Annotated in this window: 23 protein-coding genes; 9 read left to right on the top strand and 14 right to left on the bottom strand. The window is 69.5% G+C overall.

Annotation, left to right across the window (positions count from 1 at the left end):
- Nucleotides 1-50 precede the first annotated feature (50 nt).
- From AB0H37_RS06465 to AB0H37_RS06455, 3 genes are all read right to left on the bottom strand, one after another.
- Nucleotides 51-1,292 carry a DUF6596 domain-containing protein gene (locus AB0H37_RS06465; protein ID WP_329096549.1) on the bottom strand — a complete coding sequence of 414 codons (1,242 nt, stop codon included), beginning with the start codon at nucleotides 1,290-1,292 and terminating at the stop codon, nucleotides 51-53.
- On the bottom strand, nucleotides 1,289-1,660 hold the full coding sequence (locus tag AB0H37_RS06460) for a YciI family protein (protein WP_179831884.1): 372 nt from the start codon (nucleotides 1,658-1,660) through the stop codon (nucleotides 1,289-1,291). The genes AB0H37_RS06465 and AB0H37_RS06460 overlap by 4 nt, the downstream gene beginning before the upstream one ends.
- An 88-nt stretch (nucleotides 1,661-1,748) precedes the next feature.
- Nucleotides 1,749-2,411, bottom strand: coding sequence for a DUF998 domain-containing protein (locus tag AB0H37_RS06455; RefSeq protein WP_360611761.1), 663 nt, complete (start codon nucleotides 2,409-2,411; stop codon nucleotides 1,749-1,751).
- A gap of 154 nt (nucleotides 2,412-2,565) precedes the next feature.
- On the opposite strand from AB0H37_RS06455, the gene AB0H37_RS06450 reads away from it, so the two are divergent.
- Both AB0H37_RS06450 and AB0H37_RS06445 read left to right on the top strand, forming a co-directional pair.
- Nucleotides 2,566-3,006, top strand: coding sequence for a hypothetical protein (locus tag AB0H37_RS06450; RefSeq protein WP_360611760.1), 441 nt, complete (start codon nucleotides 2,566-2,568; stop codon nucleotides 3,004-3,006).
- Between the two features lie 254 nt (nucleotides 3,007-3,260).
- Nucleotides 3,261-4,355 (top strand): acetamidase/formamidase family protein, encoded by a 1,095-nt coding sequence (locus AB0H37_RS06445; protein WP_329096546.1) that lies wholly within the window; start codon nucleotides 3,261-3,263, stop codon nucleotides 4,353-4,355.
- 221 nt (nucleotides 4,356-4,576) lie between these two features.
- On the opposite strand, the gene AB0H37_RS06440 is transcribed toward AB0H37_RS06445, so the two are convergent.
- Entirely contained in the window at nucleotides 4,577-4,972 is a 396-nt protein-coding gene (locus tag AB0H37_RS06440) for a RidA family protein (RefSeq protein WP_360611759.1), read from the bottom strand.
- Between the two features lie 132 nt (nucleotides 4,973-5,104).
- Between AB0H37_RS06440 and AB0H37_RS06435 the strand changes: the two genes are divergently transcribed.
- Nucleotides 5,105-6,079: a WYL domain-containing protein gene (locus tag AB0H37_RS06435; protein ID WP_360611758.1), complete on the top strand. Its 975-nt coding sequence runs from the start codon at nucleotides 5,105-5,107 to the stop codon at nucleotides 6,077-6,079.
- Nucleotides 6,080-6,145: 66 nt separating this feature from the next.
- Here the strand turns inward: AB0H37_RS06435 and AB0H37_RS06430 are convergent, their stop codons facing one another.
- From AB0H37_RS06430 to AB0H37_RS06415, 4 genes are all read right to left on the bottom strand, one after another.
- Complete coding sequence (locus AB0H37_RS06430) at nucleotides 6,146-6,553, bottom strand: YciI family protein (RefSeq protein ID WP_329096542.1); 408 nt, start codon at nucleotides 6,551-6,553, stop codon at nucleotides 6,146-6,148.
- A 45-nt stretch (nucleotides 6,554-6,598) separates the two neighbouring features.
- Nucleotides 6,599-7,096 (bottom strand): pyridoxamine 5'-phosphate oxidase family protein, encoded by a 498-nt coding sequence (locus AB0H37_RS06425; protein ID WP_360611757.1) that lies wholly within the window; start codon nucleotides 7,094-7,096, stop codon nucleotides 6,599-6,601.
- Nucleotides 7,097-7,312: 216 nt separating this feature from the next.
- The gene (locus AB0H37_RS06420; RefSeq protein ID WP_360611756.1) at nucleotides 7,313-7,810 is read right to left on the bottom strand and encodes a VOC family protein; all 498 of its coding nucleotides are present in this window, start codon (nucleotides 7,808-7,810) and stop codon (nucleotides 7,313-7,315) included.
- Nucleotides 7,811-7,923: 113 nt separating this feature from the next.
- Entirely contained in the window at nucleotides 7,924-9,393 is a 1,470-nt protein-coding gene (locus tag AB0H37_RS06415; RefSeq protein WP_360611755.1) for an MFS transporter, read from the bottom strand.
- Nucleotides 9,394-9,524: 131 nt separating this feature from the next.
- Between AB0H37_RS06415 and AB0H37_RS06410 the strand changes: the two genes are divergently transcribed.
- From AB0H37_RS06410 to AB0H37_RS06400, 3 genes are all read left to right on the top strand, one after another.
- Nucleotides 9,525-9,998: a helix-turn-helix domain-containing protein gene (locus AB0H37_RS06410; RefSeq protein ID WP_179831893.1), complete on the top strand. Its 474-nt coding sequence runs from the start codon at nucleotides 9,525-9,527 to the stop codon at nucleotides 9,996-9,998.
- 61 nt (nucleotides 9,999-10,059) lie between these two features.
- Nucleotides 10,060-10,605 carry a VOC family protein gene (locus AB0H37_RS06405; RefSeq protein WP_360611754.1) on the top strand — a complete coding sequence of 182 codons (546 nt, stop codon included), beginning with the start codon at nucleotides 10,060-10,062 and terminating at the stop codon, nucleotides 10,603-10,605.
- Nucleotides 10,598-11,401, top strand: a complete 804-nt coding sequence (locus tag AB0H37_RS06400; protein ID WP_329096532.1) for a MerR family transcriptional regulator — start codon at nucleotides 10,598-10,600, stop codon at nucleotides 11,399-11,401. Before AB0H37_RS06405 ends, AB0H37_RS06400 begins: the two co-directional genes overlap by 8 nt.
- An 18-nt stretch (nucleotides 11,402-11,419) precedes the next feature.
- Here AB0H37_RS06400 and AB0H37_RS06395 read toward each other — a convergent pair whose 3' ends face one another.
- Both AB0H37_RS06395 and AB0H37_RS06390 read right to left on the bottom strand, forming a co-directional pair.
- Nucleotides 11,420-12,298 carry an NADP-dependent oxidoreductase gene (locus AB0H37_RS06395; RefSeq protein WP_360611753.1) on the bottom strand — a complete coding sequence of 293 codons (879 nt, stop codon included), beginning with the start codon at nucleotides 12,296-12,298 and terminating at the stop codon, nucleotides 11,420-11,422.
- A gap of 38 nt (nucleotides 12,299-12,336) precedes the next feature.
- On the bottom strand, nucleotides 12,337-13,521 hold the full coding sequence (locus AB0H37_RS06390; RefSeq protein WP_360611752.1) for an MFS transporter: 1,185 nt from the start codon (nucleotides 13,519-13,521) through the stop codon (nucleotides 12,337-12,339).
- Between the two features lie 80 nt (nucleotides 13,522-13,601).
- Between AB0H37_RS06390 and AB0H37_RS06385 the strand changes: the two genes are divergently transcribed.
- Complete coding sequence (locus AB0H37_RS06385; protein ID WP_329096526.1) at nucleotides 13,602-14,006, top strand: MerR family transcriptional regulator; 405 nt, start codon at nucleotides 13,602-13,604, stop codon at nucleotides 14,004-14,006.
- A 128-nt stretch (nucleotides 14,007-14,134) separates the two neighbouring features.
- On the opposite strand, the gene AB0H37_RS06380 is transcribed toward AB0H37_RS06385, so the two are convergent.
- On the bottom strand, nucleotides 14,135-14,323 hold the full coding sequence (locus AB0H37_RS06380) for a DUF397 domain-containing protein (protein ID WP_360611831.1): 189 nt from the start codon (nucleotides 14,321-14,323) through the stop codon (nucleotides 14,135-14,137).
- 11 nt (nucleotides 14,324-14,334) lie between these two features.
- Complete coding sequence (locus AB0H37_RS06375; RefSeq protein ID WP_360611751.1) at nucleotides 14,335-15,144, bottom strand: helix-turn-helix transcriptional regulator; 810 nt, start codon at nucleotides 15,142-15,144, stop codon at nucleotides 14,335-14,337.
- 98 nt (nucleotides 15,145-15,242) lie between these two features.
- Between AB0H37_RS06375 and AB0H37_RS06370 the strand changes: the two genes are divergently transcribed.
- Nucleotides 15,243-15,671, top strand: a complete 429-nt coding sequence (locus tag AB0H37_RS06370) for an ATP-binding protein (protein WP_329096519.1) — start codon at nucleotides 15,243-15,245, stop codon at nucleotides 15,669-15,671.
- Between the two features lie 189 nt (nucleotides 15,672-15,860).
- The gene (locus AB0H37_RS06365; RefSeq protein WP_329096517.1) at nucleotides 15,861-16,187 is read left to right on the top strand and encodes a rhodanese-like domain-containing protein; all 327 of its coding nucleotides are present in this window, start codon (nucleotides 15,861-15,863) and stop codon (nucleotides 16,185-16,187) included.
- Nucleotides 16,188-16,359: 172 nt separating this feature from the next.
- On the opposite strand, the gene infA is transcribed toward AB0H37_RS06365, so the two are convergent.
- Both infA and AB0H37_RS06355 read right to left on the bottom strand, forming a co-directional pair.
- Entirely contained in the window at nucleotides 16,360-16,584 is a 225-nt protein-coding gene (gene infA / locus AB0H37_RS06360; protein WP_179831903.1) for a translation initiation factor IF-1, read from the bottom strand.
- Nucleotides 16,581-17,333 carry a GNAT family N-acetyltransferase gene (locus AB0H37_RS06355; protein ID WP_360611750.1) on the bottom strand — a complete coding sequence of 251 codons (753 nt, stop codon included), beginning with the start codon at nucleotides 17,331-17,333 and terminating at the stop codon, nucleotides 16,581-16,583. Before AB0H37_RS06355 ends, infA begins: the two co-directional genes overlap by 4 nt.
- Between the last annotated feature and the right edge of the window lie 155 nt (nucleotides 17,334-17,488).

The raw sequence follows: 17,488 nt of genomic DNA, 5'->3' as shown, positions 1-17,488 counted from the left end.
TCGTGCCCGCGTCGGCCGGACGCCGTCCTTCGCAGAGGCCGGCCGTGCGGTCAGCTGAGGCGAGCGGCCTTGTCGAGCAGGTAGCGCCGCTCGACCTCGTTGTCGGTCAGGGCGGCCGCCTGGCGGTAGGAGTCGGCGGCGGAGGCGGTGTCGCCGGTCATCTGCTGGAGATGGGCGCGGACCGCGCGTTCGCGTTGCCGGGTGAGGGGATCCCGGTCCAGGTGGTGCCGGTGGTTGACGTCGTCCAGAAGGGCCAGGCCCCGGGCCGGTCCGTACGCCTGGGCGACCGCCACCACGCGGCTGAGCCGGATCGGCGCGGTGGGGGCGAGGCGTTCGAGCCACAGGTACAGCATCGCGATCTGCGGCCAGTCGGTCTCCTCCGGCGACGCGGCCGCCGCGTGCACGGCGGCGATGGCCGCCTGAAGCCGGTACGGGCCCGCCGCGCCGCGGTTCCAGACGCCGTCGATCAGCTCGGTGCCCTCACGGATCAGGTCGGGGTCCCAGCGCGTGCGGTCCTGCTCGTCCAGCGGCACCAGTTCGTGGTCGGCGCCGGTGCGCGCGTGGCGCCGGGAGTCGGTGAGCAGCATCAACGCCAGCAGCCCCGTCGCCTCGGCGTCGTCGGGGAGCGAGGCACGGAGCATGCGGGTCAGCCGGATCGCTTCCCGGGTCAGGTCGACGCGGGCGAGTTCACGGCCCGCCGTGGCCGTGTAACCCTCGTTGAAGATCAGGTAGAGCACCTGCATCACGGCGGCCATCCGGGCGTCCCGGTCGGCGTCGGTCGGGGGAGTGAAGCGGGCGCCGGCGCGGGCCAACTGCCGTTTGGCGCGGCTGATCCGCGTCCCCATGGTGGCCTCGGTCGTGCCGTGGGCGTGCGCGATCTCGGCGGTCGTCAGGCCGCCGACCGCGCGCAGCGTGAGCGCGACCTGGGACGTGGTGCTCAGCGCGGGGTGGCAGCACAGCATCAGCAGGGTGAGGCTGTCATCGGTCTCCTGCGGGGGACCGGCCCGGCGGGCCGGCGCCTGCATGGCCCACTCGGTCATCCCGGCCTCGTGCTCGCGCCGGCGCCGGGCCTGTTCGGAGCGGAGCAGGTCGACCATCCGCCGGTAGCCGATCCTGATCAGCCGGCTCCGCGGGTCCTCCGGCACGCCGTGGGCGGACCAGTCCCTGCTCGCGGCCAGCAGCGCTTCCTGCACGGCGTCCTCGGCGATGTCGAAGCGGCCGAAGCGCCGCACCAGGGCGCCGAGCACCTGGGGCGCCTCCGTGCGCAGCAGATGCTCGACGTCGCCGTTCATTCCGTGAACTCCTCCCCCATGATCGGCCGGATCTCGATCGGCTCCCCGAGCGCCTCGACGATCCGCGAAGCGATCTCCACGGCGCGTTCCCGGCCGGCCACGTCGACCACGGCGAAGCTGGCCAGGACCTCCTTGAGCTCGGCGAACGGCCCGTCGGTGGCGACCACGCCGTCCGGTGCCCTGCGGACCGTGGTGCTGACCACCGGGTGACCGAGTCCCTCGCTGGTGACGAACTCGCCGGTCTCGATCAGCTCCTGCTCGAACCTCTGGTACTCGGCGAACGCGGCGAGCGCCTCCTCCGACGGCGTGTCGGCGGTAGCGGCGTCCCAGGCGACGGCGGGTGTATAGCTGAGCAGCAGGTACTTCATGATGATTTTTCCTCTGTTTCAACAGTGCGCATGGTTCAACAGCGCTGGTCCAACGGTGCGCGAGCCGGGTTCCCGTTGTATAGCCACGTCAGCCGGGGTGTATGTCCCGGCGGCGCAGAACCAGCGCGACGACGGTCGTCCAGGTGAAGGCGACCAGGCCGTTCAGGGCGATCTGCAGGCTCATGCGGTCCGGTGACATGGGCACCAGCAGGACGAGCGCGGCGGCGCCGTTCAGCACGGCCGGCCGGACGGCCCGCCGCCGCACGCACCGGACGGTCATCACGACGGCCGCGATGGCCAGGGCGGTGAAGGCGACGGCCGCCGCGACCGAGTGCGCGACCCCGTGCCAGGACATGCGGGCGACCGGCCCCTCCGGGGTGCCCGCCGGGAAGCCGTTCTCCGGATCCATCGGGAGCAGCCCGGCGGCGACCAGACCGACCCCGAAGATCGCGACGAGGACGGGCAGCGCCCGCCGGCCGGCACCCTCGGTGATCGTGCGCTTGAGGCCGACGGCCAGGGCGGCGCCGCCCAGGCCCGCGAGCACGAACGTGACGATCTGGATCCAGCCGAGCTCACCGGTGGCGAGCTGGCTGATCGGGTGCCGCGTGATGTCGAAGCCGTCCCGCAGGACCATCTGGGTGACGGCCGAGGCGAAGAACAGCGGCCCGGCGAGCGCGCCGGCGATCAGCGCGCGGGACGTCCGGCGGGCGGCCTGGGCCGAAGGCGCGGTGGCGGCGGTGGTGGTGGCCATGGAATCTCCTCGTCGATGGGGTCTTGCCGCTACCTCGGGGCCGCGTCCCGGATCTCGACACCAGCGCGGAGTGGCCTACGTCACACCACCGTCATGTCCGAAATCGTCCAGCCGCTCCGAGGTACCGGCGAACATCCACACAGAGGAGGACGCGATGTCCGAGGCCACCCCGAACGACACCGAGCAGCCGAGCGCCGAGGTGCAGGCCCTCGACCGCCTGGTCGGCACCTGGAAGGTCACCGGCGGCGCCGAAGGGACCGTGCGCTACGAGTGGATGCCCGGCGGCTACTTCCTGCTCCAGCACGTCGACCTCACCCAGTTCGGCGAGCCCGCCACCGGCATAGAAGTGATCGGCAACCTCCGCCCGTTCGGCGAGCCCGCCGGCGAGGACGTGATGTCGCGGTACTACGACTCGTTCGGCAACACCTTCGACTACGTCTACGAGCTCACCGGCGACAAACTGACCATCTGGGGCGGCGCGAAAGGCAGCCCCGCCTACTTCGAGGGCACCTTCAGTCCTGACGGCTCGTCCCTCACCGGCGAGTGGGTCTACCCGGGCGGCGGCGGATACCAGTCCACGATGACCCGCATCTGACACCCCGCGGACGACACCAAGGAGCGCCGGGCCCCTCGACGGGCCCGGCGCTCCTTGCTCATCACCACCCGGCTGACCTCACAAAGGACGAATTGCCGCCCTCCTGATGAAGCTGCCGAATGAGGCCCGAAGCCTTTTCTCGCCCGGCCGCAGCCGAGCTTGCCAGGCGCGATGGGGGACGGACGGTCTCCGCTGCAAGGCCGCACAAGGCGGTAAGGCCAAGTGCCTAAAAAACCAGAGAAGGGATGTCTCGCATGAGTGAGATGCCCGACAGGCTCCGAGACGGCTTGCCGAAGCCCGTCGTACTGGAGACCAGTCGAAAGACCGCGGGCTGGGGACGCTTCACCCCCGACCCGGAACCCGTACTGACGGTGAAGTCCGGTGCGTGCGTCACCATCAACACCGTCAGCTGGGTCGGGACGACCGCCCCCGAGGGACCGGTCGCCTACTTCGAGGCACTGGGGGTGCCCGCCGGCCAGGTGTTGCCCGAGCTGCTGGAAATGGCGACGATGCCACGCCCGAAGGGAACCAGCAGCCACGTCCTCACCGGGCCGATCGGCATCGAGGGCGCCGAACCGGACGACGTGCTGGAGATCCGCGTTCTGGATGTCTCGCCGCGCGTTCCCTACGGCGTCAACATCACCGGCCCGGGCTGCGGGGTGCTCGACGATCTGCTGGAGAGTCGATCCACCCGTCTGTTCCGGCTCGACCCCGATCAGCGCTTCTACCCCTTCGAGGGCGGGATCGAGATCCCCTTCAGGCCGTTCGCGGGGATCATGGCGGTCGCGCCGCCGGCCTCGGTCGGCATCGTTTCCGCCAATCCACCCGACAGGTGGGGCGGCAACATGGACTTTCGCGATCTCGTCGCGGGTTCGACGCTGTACCTCCCGGTCTTCCTGCCGGGCGGTATGTTCTACATCGGCGACACCCACGGCGCGCAAGGTCACGGCGAAGTCGACCAGACCGCCATCGAGCACTCGATGGCGGTGACCGTCCAGTTCATCGTGCACAAGTGCGGCGTCCTGAAGTACCCGCGCGCGGAGAACGACGATCACGTCTGGTGCATGGGGATCCACGCGGATCTCTACACGGCCATGAGGATCGCCAACCAGGAGGTCGTCGACTACCTCGTCACCGTCATGGCGATGAGCGGCGTCGAGGCCTACCGGCTCTCCAGCCTCCTGGTCGACTTCAAGGTCGCCGAGGCGGTGAACGGCAACAAGGTCGTCGTCGCCGAGGTCCACAAGGACCGGCTGCGCCCGCTGGGCAGGGCCGATGTTCCCGCTGTGGGTGGACCCCACTCGGCCGCCCGCCTTCCGTCACCTGACGGTGCCGCGGGCCGGCTCTGAGGCCTGAAGCGTCGCTGTCCGACAGCGACGACGGCACAACTGAGGTTCACTGAGCTGGAGCTTCGTGGATCTCGGGTAGTAGGGCGTCCCGGCGGAAGGTGGCATCGAGCCACCCGAAGCCGGGACGCTTCTCTCACGTCCGGTCTTGGCAGCGGGCATCGACCGCCGCCTGCCGCTCGTGCCGGATGAACCGGCACGAGCAGCAGCGGTGACGGGGCGCGTCAGGCGACGGCGGTTCCTTCCAGTTCGACCATCAAGGTGGGGATGGCCAGGCGTGTCACTCCCAGCAGGGTGGTGCTGGTCGCCACCCCGGCGGCGCCCAGCCGCGCCGCCAGGACGCCGTAGTGCTGGAAGAGCAGGTCGACGTCGGTGGTGTAGACGTTGAGGCGGACGAGGTTCACCAGGGACATCCCGGCCTCGCCGAGCACGGCCTCCAGGTTGTCGATGCTCAGTGCCAGCTGCGCCGCCATGTCGCCGGCGTGCTGGGGCTCGCCGTCCGCGCTCATCGCGGTCTGTCCTGAGCAGTACAGGGTCCGGGTGTGCCCGGAGGCGACCTCGCCCTGGTCGTAGCCGAGGTCCACCGACCACGTCCACGGGTTGATCGTCGTTCGCTCCATTGCCTTATCAGCTCCAGTCGATTCGTCGGCAGTGCGGACGTCGCCGGCGCGGCGGCCGCTCTCTGACGTCGTGGTGAGAGCCTCCCAACGAATCACGACATCCCCTGTCGTGTATTTCGGTAGGTTCCTGGTATGCGTGCCGACCGGTTGGTCTCGCTGGTGTTGCTGCTGCGCCGGCACGGCCGGCTGTCCGCGACCGCGCTGGCCCGCGAGCTGGAAGTGTCCACCCGGACCGTGCTGCGCGACATCGAGGCGCTGTCCGCGGCCGGGGTCCCGGTCTACGCCGAACGCGGCCGGCACGGCGGTTTCGCGCTGCTGCCCGGTTTCCGGACCGAGCTCACCGGGCTGAACCACGACGAGGCGCTCGCCCTCCTGGTCGCCGGATCGCGGCGCGGGGCACAGGTGTTCGGTCTCGGCTCTGCACTCGCCTCGGCCATGCTCAAGGTGGTCGACGCGCTGCCCGCGAGCTATCGCGACACCGCGGCCGACGCGGCCCGGCGACTGCTCATCGATCCGGAGGCCGACCTTCTCGCGCGCAGGCAGGTCGCCGAGGAAGTGCCCGACGCGGTAGTGGCCGAGGTCCGGCGCGCGGTGTTCGCCGGACACAAGCTGCGCATCCACTACGCGGCCGTGGACCAGACCCCCCGGTGGCGGACGGTGGACCCGATCGGCCTGGTCACCGTCCGCGGCCAGGGCTACCTGCTGGCCACCAGGTCCGGCGCGGATCGCACGTACCGGCTGTCACGGGTCCTGGCCGCCGAGGAACTCGACGAACCCGCACAGCGGACGGACCGGGTCGACCTGGACCGGGCCTGGCAAGAGCGCAGCACGCGGTTCCGGACCGGCGGCGACCAGGTCGCCGTTCTCGCACGGGTGCACCCGGCGCGGCGGGAGGAACTGGTGGGCACCGCGCTGGCCGTCCTCGCCGAGGAAGACGACACGGACGGGTGGCTGCGGCTGGAGGTGACCTTCCAAGATTCGAGACACGCCGTCTGGGCGCTGTGGCAGCTCGCCACCGGCGCGGAAGTCCTCGCCCCGCCGTGGTTGCGCACCTCGCTGCGTGACCGCGCAGCCACGATCGCCGCCCGCTACGAAGACCCGCACTGATGGACGAGTAACGCCACGGCAAGCCTCGTCCTCAGTGCGGGCGCGAGCCCGCGCAGCGGCGGTTCTTCACTCGGTCACGGTGGGCATCGCGGTGAAGAACGGCCGCACCTCAAGCCACTCCTGGACCGGTCTCCCGCCCGCGCCGGGCGCCGCGGACAGTTCGGCGGCCAGTTCGAGTGCGCGCTCGTAGGTGTCCACGTCGATCACCATCCATCCGGCGATCAGGTCCTTGGTCTCCGCGAACGGACCGTCGGTGACCGGCGGGCGGCCCTCGCCGTCGAAGCGGACGAACGTGCCCTGCGGGGAGATCGCCTGACTGTCGACGTACTCCCCGGTGGCCTCCAGCCGCGCGGCGAAGTCCTCCATGTACCGGCAATGGGCCGTGAGCTCCTCCGGGGCCCACTGGTCCATCTGCACGTCGTTGACCGGCGCGGGCGCGCCCCGGTAGTGCTTGAGCAGCAGGTACTTGGCCATCGTCCTCTCCTTCGGGTGGTGGTCCCCGTTTCCGCCGCGTTGATCTCAGGCGCTCTGGCGTTCCTGCTTCTGCCGGACCAGTTCCTCGACCGCGGTGGGCAGCGTGGTCTCGAAGTCGATGAGCTTCACCCAGGTCGGGGTGACGACGACACGGAACATGCTGTCGTAGAGCGCGCGGACTTGGGCCTCCCACTCGACACGCTGCTCGGCGGTCATCTCGTAGCTGCCGTTCATCTGGAGGTACTCGTCCGGGATGCCCTGGACGAGGTCCAGTTCGGCCCTGCCGCGGATGAGGAGGATCTTCGGCGGATGCACCTCGGTGTCGATCGTGAGGGCGACCATCGGGTTCTGGCGCAGGTGCGCCAGCTTCGGGGCGTTCGTCGAGGTGCACATGACGATCTCCGAGCCGTTCCACACGAACGCGATCGGCACGTTGCGGGGCGTGCCGTCCTTGGCGACGTAGGCCAGGCGGGTCAGATCGCGGGCCAGCAGCTCCTGGCTGAACGGCCGGTCGAGGATCTCGTTGATCTCGTGCTGCTCCATGGTCGTCGCTCCTGTCTCGATGCCGTCGAGCGGGCCGTTCTCGGCCGCTCGTGCCCCTGGGACGGAGCCGGCCCCGCGTTCTCGACATCAGCGGCGACGCAATCCCGGATTCTTTCGGACCCCGCGACGACGGCACCTGAAGACCAGGCTGCGGTGGCACCGGGAACGCACAACCGCCGCACGTGAGCTGCGTGAACGCCGAAGTGACCGATCAGCTCACTGAGGTGCCGGCAGAGCAGGCCCCAGGCTCGACTGGACATAGGTCATGGCTTCGGCGTACTTGGGGTCCTGTGCGCGTGCCGCGATCTGTTCGGGGGTCAGTTCGGCGAGGCGCTGTTGGATCCACCAGATGTTGCCCAGCGGGTCGCGCACTCGGCCGACCTTGTCGCCCCAGAGCAACTCGGTCGGTTCGGTCACCACGGTGGCGCCGGCCTTCACGGCGTGCTGGACGACCGCGTCGGCATCGTCCACGTAGAGGCGCAGGAGGCCCGGGGTCTCGACGGCGAACGGTGAGTCGAACATCATCACTATGGAGTCGCCGATCCGCGCCTCGGCGTGACCGATCACACCGTCGCCCACCTCAAGGCGGCTGAGTTCCTCGGCGTCGAACGCCGTGGTGATGAACTCGATGAGACCCGCTGTGTCCTTGGTGACGATCCACGGGGTGACCGTGGTGTAACCGTGGGGGATCGGGGCGGGAGGAGAGGTCGACATGAACTTGTCCTTCGAGGTCTGAGGCGGTCAGGTGAGGTCCATCATATCAGAACAGAATGCTTCGTTCCGCTTCAGTGGGATCGGCCTCGGCAGGCTGGAGACCGGCGAGGGTTTCATCGGCGCCGCGTGAGCCGAGCGGACGCCCGCGGCCGGCCACGAGCGGGACGCTGGACGCTGGTGGTCGCTTGTGCGGGTCTGATGCCGAGGGCGGTGGCGGCGCTGAGGGCCGCGGCGAGGGCGATGAGCCACCAGCCGTGCTGGAAGGCCGTTCGGACGTGATGGGACGAGCCGTCGAGGGAGCCGAGGACGGCGATCAGGACGGCGACGCCGAGGACGTAGCCGAGTTGCCGGCAGGTGTTCACCACGGCGCTGCCGGTGGCGGCCTGGGTTCTCGGCAGATCGCTCGTCGCGGCACCGATCATGCCGGGCAGGGCCAGGCCGATGCCGATGCCGATGATGATCCATCCCGGCAGGATCTGCGTCATGTAGCGCGGGTCGGTGGAGGCGCCGACGGCGAGCATCACCGTGCCGATGCAGAACAGCAGGTTTCCCAGGGCCACCAGGAGACCGACCGGCACACGCCTCGCCATTCGCTGGCCGACGGCGGCGAAGATCGGCACCATCAGCGGACCCGGAGCGATGGCGAGTCCGGTGCGGATCTCGGAGAACCCGGCGGCGGTCTCCAGCCACAGCACGACGCTGAAGAAGAGCGCGCCGAACGCGGTGCAGAACACCAGCACGGTGATGTTGGCCCACACGAAGGTCCGCACCCGGAACAGCGCCGGGTCGATGACCGGATCGGGACGCCGCGAGATCCGGGCGGCGATGACGGCGACGCCGAGGATCGCGACGCCGAAGGCGGTCAGGGTCCTGGCGCCCGTCCAGTCCCATGCGTCGCCCTTCACCAGGCCGAGCGCGGCCGCACCGATCGCGACGGCGAGGACGGTCGCGCCGGTGAGGTCGGGCGTCCGGACGACGGATTCGTCACGGCTGTCCGGGACCAGGCGCTGCGCGGCGGCGAAGGCCAGCAGCCCGACGGGCAGGTTGATCAGGAAGATCCAGTGCCAGGAGACCTGGACCAGAAGGCCGCCGGCGACGGGGCCGAGGGCGCCGGCGAGGGAACTGGTGGTCGCCCAGACCTTCACCGCGCCCGCGCGCCTTTCGGGAGGCAGCGCGGTGAGCATGAGGCCGAGGCCGGCCGGGGTGAGCGCGGCGGCGCCGGCCGCCTGCAGAACGCGGAACGCCACGAGCCACCACAGTGAGGGAGCGGCCGCGCACGCGGCACTGGCCAGGGTGAACACGGCCAGGCCGACCAGGAATCCCCTCTTGCGGCTGTGCCGGTCGGCCAGACGTCCGGCCGGGATCAGCAGCGCGGCGTAAACGATGGCGTACCCGTTGAGAATCCAGCTGAGGTCCGGCAACGACGAACCCGGGAAACTGCGTCCGATGGCGGTGAACGCGACGTTGACCACGAAAACGTCGAGCATGGCCATGAACGCCGCCGCGCAGAGCACGACGACGATGGCGGTCGGGCGCTCACGCCGCGCCGGCGATGTCCGGGCTGTCAGTGCTTCGGGGGGCATGGGGCTTCCAATCCGGGTGGGTGCTCTGGGGCTGCTGGTCCAGCCTGTGCAGCGGCATGCTGACTGACCCTTGGTATAGCCAGCACGAGCTGACTATAACCGGATCAAGTCACCACGGATAGCATGGGGCCATGTCTGCTGTCATGGAGGGCGCGCTCGCCGACCTCGGATCCTGGAAGCCGGTCCACTGCTCGCTGGTCAAGGCCCTGGAGGTCGTGGGAACCCGGTCGGCGCTGCTGATACTGCGCGAGTGCTACTACGGCACCACCCGCTTCGGCGGCTTCGCGCAGCGCGTCGGCATCACCGAACGGGCGGCCGCCAAGCAACTGCGCCAGCTCACCGAGGCCGGTCTTCTCGCCAAGCGCCCCTACCGCGACGAGGGCGACCGCACCCGCGAGGAGTATGTGCTGACCGAGATGGGCCGCGACCTACTGCCGGCCATCCTCGGCCTCATCCAGTGGGGCGACAAGTACCTCCACAACGGCCGTCCGCCGGTTCTGCACGTCGAACACGACACCGGCGCCGCCGTCCGGGTGGAGGTGCGGAGCGAAGCAGGAAACCCCGTCACGCTGGAGGACATCGGCGTCCGTCGCAACCCTCGATGACGGCCACCGCCACCATCGTGGGGTTGACCCTGACGTAGCGTGAGGGCTCACGCTGGAGCGCATGAGCGATTTCTTCAATGCCTTCGAGATGAGCCCTGTCCCCGCGCCGGGCCCGGATGCGGTCGCGCCGGATCCGTTCCGCGGGATCTACGGGATGCCCATGTTCGTGACGATCCCAACGGACGATCTGGAAGCATCGGCCGACTTCTGGGTGCGGGGTCTCGGCTTCATCGAACTGTTCGGCATTCCCGGCCAGGTGGTGCATCTGCGCCGGTGGGCGTTCCAGGACGTTCTGCTTGTGCCGGCGACCGCGGACACCGCGACGACCAGCGCGTCAGGGATGCGGGTGAGCTTCTCGGGCGTCCTCGATCAGCTCGATCCTGTCGCCGCGGCATGCCGCGCGCTTCGGCCGGGGAACGTGACGGGCCCTCGTGACACCCCGTGGAACACCCGTGATGTCGAGGTGATCACCCCGGAGGGCGTGCGCGTGGTGCTGACCGCGGCGAGGCCGTTCGATCCCGAGAGCGCCGAGGGGAGGTACCTCGCATCGGTCGGGATCGTCGCCCCGGACACGGCGGCGGGTGACGACAATGGCGTTCATGGGTGACCACGCGATCGATGACGGCGCGACGGTCGGCGCTGCCGCCGACCTCGTCGGTGTGACCGTTCGCACCCTCCATCACTGGGATGAGATCGGGTTGGCGCCGCCGTCCGGCCGCACGTCGGCGGGGTACCGCCTCTACACCGCATCGGATCTCGATCGCCTGCACAGGGTGGTGGCGTATCGGGAGACCGGCCTCGGGCTGGACGCGATCCGGTCGGTGCTCGATGACGCGACCACGGAGATCGGCGCCACGCTGCGCGAGCAGCGCTCCCAGTTGGCCGAGCGCATTCGTGACCTGCAGCAGCTCGACGAGCGGCTGGAGCGGATGACCGATGCCCACGAGCGCGGCATTCTTCTCGGCGACGAGGAGCAGATGGAGATCTTCGGAGAGGACTGGGACCCGCGCCGGTCGGAAACGGCCCGATCCGTCTGGGGTGGTTCCGCGCAGTGGGCGCAGTTCGCCGAGCGTTCCGCGTCCCGCACGCGCGCCCAATGGCAGACGCTCGCCGCCGCGATGGGCGCGCTCCAACGCGACCTGGCCGACGCGATGGGGCGCGGGACCACTCCTGGCAGCCCGGATGCGGACGAGCTCGTCGAGCGGCACCGCGAACTGTTCTCCACCCTCTTTCCGCTGACCCGGCAGATGCAGGTGTGCTTGGGGCGCATGTTCGAGGCCGACGCCGGCTTCGCATCGCACTACGACGGGATCAGTGAGGGCCTCGCCACCTGGTTCCGTCAGATCATCGACGAGTCCGCCCGCGGTCACGGCATCGACCCCGAGACCGCGACCTGGCAGTAGCCCGGTGGGCGGGATGCTTCAGAAGGTGATGAGGATCTTGCCGAGCAGGCCGCCGGCTTCGTAGCGCTCGTGGGCGGCGCGGATGTCGGTGTACTGGTAGCGGTCGGCGATCCGCAGGCGCAGTTCCTGGGTGTCGACGAGGTGGGCGAGGTGGGCGAGGTCGGCGGCGTTCTCCTGGACATAGCTCTTTTGGGCGCCGGGCACGTCGGGCAGGGGGTGGTCGGCGATGGAGACGTAGCGTCCCTCGGGGGCGAGGGCGGCGCCTGCGTCGACGCCGGCGGTGTCGAGGATGACCGGGTAGCGGTCGCGGGGCAGGTCGTCCGGGCGGTGCCAGACCTGCTGTGCGCCGAGCTCCCGGGCGGCGTGTTCGTGTCCGGGCCGGGAGACCAGGGCGTCGGGGTGAGCGCCGGTTCGACGGGCGAGCTGGACGGCCAGGCCACCGACCGCCCCGGCCGCGCCGATGACCAGGATGCGCTCGCCGGCGGCCAGTTCGGCGGTGCGCAGGGCCTGCAGGGCGGTCACCCCGGCCAGGGGCAGGGCCGCAGCGTCGGCCAACGGGATGGTGGTCGGCGCGGCGGTCACCAGACGGCCGGGCAGAGCCACGTGCTCGGACCAGGTGCCGCTGCCGGTGGCGATCTGCGCGGACATGGCGATAACGGCCGCGCCGACCTGGTGGGCGGGGTCGGTGCCGGCGACGATCCGGCCGGAGAGGTCCCAGCCGAGCGTGGCCGGCAGCGGCGGGCCGACCTCCCAGGCGCGGGTCTTCCAGTCCACCGGGTTGAGGCTGCTGGCGGTGGTCCGGATGAGGACTTCTCCGGCGACGAGGGCGGGTTCGGCGATGTCGTGGACGGTCAGGACGTCGGGGCCGCCGTGGCGGTCGATCTGGATGGCGTGCATGGTCAGGGGGGACCTTCCAGCGAGTGAGGGGCGGACGTTCAGGCGGCGATGGAGACCGCGGCGTTGTCGGTCTGTGGCGTGGTGCTGTTGCGGGGCAGGATCAGGTAGGTCAGGGCCAGGCCGGTCAGGCTCAGCACGGCTCCGGCCAGTCCGGTCCAGCGCAGCGCGCCCCCTGCGACGAGGAGCCCGCCGAGGGCAGAGCCGGCGGCGGCACCCAGGTTGAACGCGCCTACGTTGACGGAGACCGCCAGGGTCGGCGCCGCCCCGGCGTGGCGCAGGATCAGGCCCTGCAAGGGGGCGATGGTGGCGGTGGCGAGCAGGCCCAGGACGAGGACGGCGAGAACAGCGGTGGGCTGCCAGGCGGCGGCGAACGGCATGGCCGCCAGCACGCCGGTCAGGCCGCCGAACACGCCGCGCACGGTCGCGGTCATGGACTTGTCGGTCAGCTTCCCGGCGGCCAGGTTGCCCAGGAAGCTGCCCGCGCCGTAGGCGAGCAGCAGGGCGGAGACGGCGGCCGGGGAGAAGCCGGTGACGCGGGTGAGCAGGGGCGCGATGTAGGTGAACACGACGGCGACACCGGAGAAGCCGACCGCGGTGGTGGCGATGGCCAGCAGCACCGGTTTGCGGGTCACCACACGCAGCTCGTCGCGCACGCTCATGGCAGGCGCCTGCTGCCTCGGCAGCACCAGGACCAGCAACGCGACGGCGGCCAGGGTGAGCACGGTGAGCACCGCGAACGGGGCGCGCCACCCGGCAGCGTGTCCCAGCAGCGAGCCCAGGGGAACTCCGAGCAATGTGGCCACGGTGAACCCGGAGGCGACGGTGGCGATCGCCGAGCCGGTCTTGTGCTCAGGCACCACGCTGGTGGCCATCACCAGCGCCAGTGCCAGGAACGCGGCGTGGCTGAGCGAGGAGATCACCCGCCCGGCCAGCAGCATCTCCAACGTCGGGGCCAGGGCGCTGAGCGCGCTGCCCGCGGCGAACAGCAGCATCAGCCCGATCGCGAGGCCCTTGCGGGGCAGCCGCGCGGTCGCCACCGTCACCACAGGACCGCCGATCACCACCCCCAGCGCGTAGGCGGTCACCGTCTGCCCGGCGGTGCCCTGTGCGACCTGAAGATCCGCGCCGATCTCGGGCAGTATGCCCGCGACCAGGTATTCCGACGTGCCGACGACGAAGACGCTCGCGCACAAGGCTGCGAGTGAGGCGAAGCTCTTGCTCATGCGCGAGACGCTAGAGTTTCACATCGATGTGAGAGTCAATCGGCGCCGCCCGCCGTCAGGGCATCCGTGAGGAGGATCACGTGCGGATCGGTGAGCTGTCTCGCAGGACCGGCGTACACGAACGGCTGCTGCGTTACTACGAGGAGCAGCACCTGCTCCAGCCGCAGCGGCGTCCCAGCGGCTACCGCGAATACGACGAGGCGGACGTGGGCACCGTGCGCCGTATCCGCAGCCTGCTCGCCGCCGGCCTGAGCACCGCCTCCATCGCCACGATCCTCCCCTGCCTGCGCGACGAGGACGAGCGCCTGGTGCCGACATGCTCCGACCTGCTCGCCGACCTGTTCAGGGAGCGCGAGCGGATCACCAGGGCCATCACCGACCTGGAAATCTCCCGGTCCGCGCTCGACGACGTGATCGCCGCTGCACCCGCCGACGTCGCCGCACGCGCGATCGACGGAGCGACGGCTCCCGCCCCCGAACGGTGACTGCGACCACACGGCTCGGTCCTCGTTCACCAGCCTGGCGAACCCCGCATTGCCCTCCATCCGGTCGAGCCAGTCGGAGAGCACCAACGCCTGATCACGCGTGCGGCCGTCCGCGTTCGGCGGAGGAGTCAGATGTCCATGTCCCCGCGCTTCACGCAGGCGACGAAGTGCGCGAACCCTGAGGGAGAGAGGGCCAGGTGGCCGGTGTCGGGTGCCTTACTGTCCCTGATGCCGCGTCCCTCAGCGAGAGCGGCGACCTCCACACATTCTTCGCCGCCAGCACCACCTGTGCCGCTTCGCTGGGACTTGCGCCACATTGGCTTGCTCATCACATTGCCTCCATGACCTTGGCTATGAGATTCCGCGTGGAGTCTCGGGACAGGGCATCAGCGCCAATTCGGTCATACCGTACCCGGTAGTCGTGGACCTTGGCAGGATCCGTGACTAGACGCCCGCCGCCAACCGCCGCCGACCAAGCCACTCCCTTTCGATCTACTTCGAGGAGGGTGAAGGAGCCATCAACGCCTGGATGTGCTCCTACGCTGCGCGGCACGGCACGAACGACGACGTTGCGGCGTTGGCTCACCTCGATCAGATGTGCAAGTTGTGCTCTCATGATCTCCATAGAGCCGATGATGTCCCAGAGGACTGACTCTTTGATCAGCACCCAGAGATTGGGTGGATGTGACCCTGACAGGATTTCCTGCCTCGCCACGCGCTCTTCGACTGCGGCATCCACATCTTCGATGTTCTGGCCGCCGATGATCAACGCGCGCATGTAGTCCGGAGTCTGCAGGAGCCCATGGATCACCAGTGCTGAGTATGGGCTGATGGTTGAAGCTCGCCGTTCGTATGCGGCGAACTGTTGGAACCAGTTCGGGTCGTGACTGCTGTCAGCAAGGCCCCGAAGTCGGGTGAAGTGGCCACGAGTGCGCCAAATTCGATCAAGAGTTTCGGTGTGTCGTTGGGGGATTTTAGCGCTGCCCGATTCCCAGTTCGAAACTGTGGAATTATCAACGCCGCAGATCTGGGCTACATCCACCTGAGAAAGATTGCGCTCCTCGCGCCAAACTCGCAGGTCAACGGACAACCAGTGCCACAGGTTGTGGTCGGGGTCCAGGCGATCAACTCGCGCCATTCAAGATCCTTCAACTAGGGATCACTGAACGAAACGCGACAAGCGTAACCGGCGGCGGGAAGGTGTGGGCAGGGTTCAGGGAGAAAGGTGGCCCGGGGATGAATGGCATTCAGGACATGCGGGACAAGCGGCCGTCAAAAGCGCCGAACGAGTTCGCTCTCCGCTGGCGTGCTTATCCCGAGAGCGTGTATCTGGCGCGGTCGCTCGTGTCTCAGGCGTGTGAGGCATGGGGGCTGGCTCGGCTCGACTATGTCGGGCGCACGATCATGTCGGAACTGGCGACGAACGCCGTGGTGCACGCCGTCGAGGGGCACGAGATCCAGGCGTGGGTCACGCTCGTGGACGGTGCCGTCGAGTTCCGGGTGTGGGACCCGTCCCACGCGCCACCGGTCGTACCGGAAGCCGATGTCGAGGCCGAGGGCGGGCGGGGCCTGATGATGGTGAGGCTCCTCGCTACGGGCGGCTGCGGATACCGGCACGTCAGCGGCGGTCGCGGCAAGGTCGTCTGGGCGCGGCTGACCCTCTAGAACTCCCGCCCGTCCGGCGAGCGGCCGCACCCGACCCCCTGGGGTGCGACCGCATTTCCCCCACCTCGCCGGACGGGCGGGCTCAAACGCCGACTGCCGGTCCGTGGGCTCCTTGCTTAATCGGACTGCGGTCCGGTAACGTCATCCAACACAACCGGACCGTAGTCCCATTAATCAGGAGGTAGCGGTATGACCGCACTCATCGCTCGCGACGAGCTGAAGGCCGCGATCGAGACGGGTTCCGTGACCGTCCTCGACACCCTGGGCGGCGAGTACTACGCCAAGCAGCACCTGCCCGGCGCCGTCGAGCTGGTCCTGGCCGACGTCGACGCCCAGGCGCCGACCCTGCTCCCCGACCACGACGCCGCGATCGTCACCTACTGCTCGAACCCGGCATGCGCCAACAGCGGACAGGTCGCCGACCGCCTCACCGCTCTGGGCTACACCAACGTCCGCAAGTACCGCGAGGGCATCCAGGACTGGGTGGAGGCCGACCTCCCCACCGAGTCCGCCTGAGACGTCGGGGGAGGGCGACGCGAAAGCCCCTGCCCTCCTCCGACGGGTCACCCCGCGTTCGATCGGGTGATCGCCCCCCCCGAGGGGGCTGGAGATCATCGGAGCCCCGGCCACGCGAGAACGCCGTGACCGGGGCCCCAGGGTCAGCTGTCTCGGAAGGTCCCGGGCGTCGCTAGTTGCGGTAGCGGAAGACGATCCGGCCGCGCGTCAGGTCGTACGGCGAGAGCTCCACCAGTACCCGGTCCTCCAGGTAGATCTTGATGTAGTTCTGGCGCATCTTGCCGCTGATGTGCGCGAGCACGCGGTGGCCGTTCTCGAACTCCACGGTGAACATGGCGGCGCGCAGGCACTCGACGACCTTGCCTTCGAGTTCGAGGCCGTGCTTGTTCCTCGTCATCGGACCAGCTCCAGATTGCTGCTCACCGACTGGGCCCCGATGCCCTCGGCCAGTGCCGACGCCGCCTGGTTGGACTCCTGGACTTCGGCCCAGGCCGTGGCGAAACCGGAGCGGTGGAGCGTCCCCAGCGCGTGGGCCAGCAGGGCCCGCGCGATGCCGCGGCGCTGCTCGCCGGCCCGGACCGCGACCAGCCCGATGCGCGGACGTCTGACCGTCACCACCCGGATCAGCCCCAGGTAGCGGTCCGGCGCCGCGGCCACCGCGTACTTCGACGGGTCGACGATGGTGTCGCCTTCGGAGCGGGGGAGCACCTCCGCGGGCATCGACTGCCACCACCCGACGGTCGCCTCGACCTCGTCACGGACAGCGCGGTCCACCGCGCGCAGCATGCCCTCGTCCGCCTGACCGGCGGGAACGATCGTCACGCCCGGAGGCGGCAGGACTTCTTCGAGCCCCGTGGCCCGCGGGTCGGTCGGGATGACGTACTCCCACTCGCGGCGCCGGATCCTGAAACCGGCTCGGCGCCACCTGGCCGTCAATGCGACATCGGCTTCATCGACCACCGCGTACAGCGGTGCCGGCAGTTCCGCCGACATCGCCTCGGCGAGCTGGTCGAAGGCGGTGTCGTGCCAGGCGTCGATGCTGACGAACAGGCGTCCGTCGGGCCGGTGCTCCGCATACCCGCGGCCGACCACCAGGTCGTCGTCCAGTGCGTGCCAGTGCCTGTCCGCGACGCGCGTGATTCTCACCGCGTGCTCGCTCAGGCCGGATGTAAAAGGCTTTGCGTTCATCGGAGTCTCCTTCAGGAGTGCCTCGGTTTCAGGCGCTCCTGGCGACACCGATCGTCAGCCGCCGGACCGTGACGGGCTGAGGGAGCACCCATGGGTGACAGGGTTCACGGGTC

The sequence above is a fragment of the Actinomadura sp. NPDC023710 genome (genome assembly GCF_040639875.1).
GTDB lineage: Bacteria > Actinomycetota > Actinomycetes > Streptosporangiales > Streptosporangiaceae > Spirillospora > Spirillospora citrea.
Note: the sequence above shows the minus strand (reverse complement) of the source record. Positions and strands in the feature narration are given on the sequence as shown.

Coding starts and splice junctions, on each gene's coding strand:
- AB0H37_RS06410 (WP_179831893.1), top strand. CDS start 9,525: ATGTCTGCTGTCATGGAGGGCGCGCTCGCCGACCTCGGATCCTGGAAG.
- AB0H37_RS06445 (WP_329096546.1), top strand. CDS start 3,261: ATGAGTGAGATGCCCGACAGGCTCCGAGACGGCTTGCCGAAGCCCGTC.
- AB0H37_RS06375 (WP_360611751.1), bottom strand. CDS start 15,144: ATGGCGCGAGTTGATCGCCTGGACCCCGACCACAACCTGTGGCACTGG.
- AB0H37_RS06430 (WP_329096542.1), bottom strand. CDS start 6,553: ATGGCCAAGTACCTGCTGCTCAAGCACTACCGGGGCGCGCCCGCGCCG.
- AB0H37_RS06435 (WP_360611758.1), top strand. CDS start 5,105: ATGCGTGCCGACCGGTTGGTCTCGCTGGTGTTGCTGCTGCGCCGGCAC.
- AB0H37_RS06415 (WP_360611755.1), bottom strand. CDS start 9,393: ATGCCCCCCGAAGCACTGACAGCCCGGACATCGCCGGCGCGGCGTGAG.
- AB0H37_RS06400 (WP_329096532.1), top strand. CDS start 10,598: ATGGGTGACCACGCGATCGATGACGGCGCGACGGTCGGCGCTGCCGCC.
- AB0H37_RS06450 (WP_360611760.1), top strand. CDS start 2,566: ATGTCCGAGGCCACCCCGAACGACACCGAGCAGCCGAGCGCCGAGGTG.
- AB0H37_RS06370 (WP_329096519.1), top strand. CDS start 15,243: ATGAATGGCATTCAGGACATGCGGGACAAGCGGCCGTCAAAAGCGCCG.
- AB0H37_RS06455 (WP_360611761.1), bottom strand. CDS start 2,411: ATGGCCACCACCACCGCCGCCACCGCGCCTTCGGCCCAGGCCGCCCGC.
- infA (WP_179831903.1), bottom strand. CDS start 16,584: ATGACGAGGAACAAGCACGGCCTCGAACTCGAAGGCAAGGTCGTCGAG.
- AB0H37_RS06465 (WP_329096549.1), bottom strand. CDS start 1,292: ATGAACGGCGACGTCGAGCATCTGCTGCGCACGGAGGCGCCCCAGGTG.
- AB0H37_RS06365 (WP_329096517.1), top strand. CDS start 15,861: ATGACCGCACTCATCGCTCGCGACGAGCTGAAGGCCGCGATCGAGACG.
- AB0H37_RS06420 (WP_360611756.1), bottom strand. CDS start 7,810: ATGTCGACCTCTCCTCCCGCCCCGATCCCCCACGGTTACACCACGGTC.
- AB0H37_RS06395 (WP_360611753.1), bottom strand. CDS start 12,298: ATGCACGCCATCCAGATCGACCGCCACGGCGGCCCCGACGTCCTGACC.
- AB0H37_RS06380 (WP_360611831.1), bottom strand. CDS start 14,323: ATGTGGCGCAAGTCCCAGCGAAGCGGCACAGGTGGTGCTGGCGGCGAA.
- AB0H37_RS06405 (WP_360611754.1), top strand. CDS start 10,060: ATGAGCGATTTCTTCAATGCCTTCGAGATGAGCCCTGTCCCCGCGCCG.
- AB0H37_RS06460 (WP_179831884.1), bottom strand. CDS start 1,660: ATGAAGTACCTGCTGCTCAGCTATACACCCGCCGTCGCCTGGGACGCC.
- AB0H37_RS06425 (WP_360611757.1), bottom strand. CDS start 7,096: ATGGAGCAGCACGAGATCAACGAGATCCTCGACCGGCCGTTCAGCCAG.
- AB0H37_RS06390 (WP_360611752.1), bottom strand. CDS start 13,521: ATGAGCAAGAGCTTCGCCTCACTCGCAGCCTTGTGCGCGAGCGTCTTC.
- AB0H37_RS06440 (WP_360611759.1), bottom strand. CDS start 4,972: ATGGAGCGAACGACGATCAACCCGTGGACGTGGTCGGTGGACCTCGGC.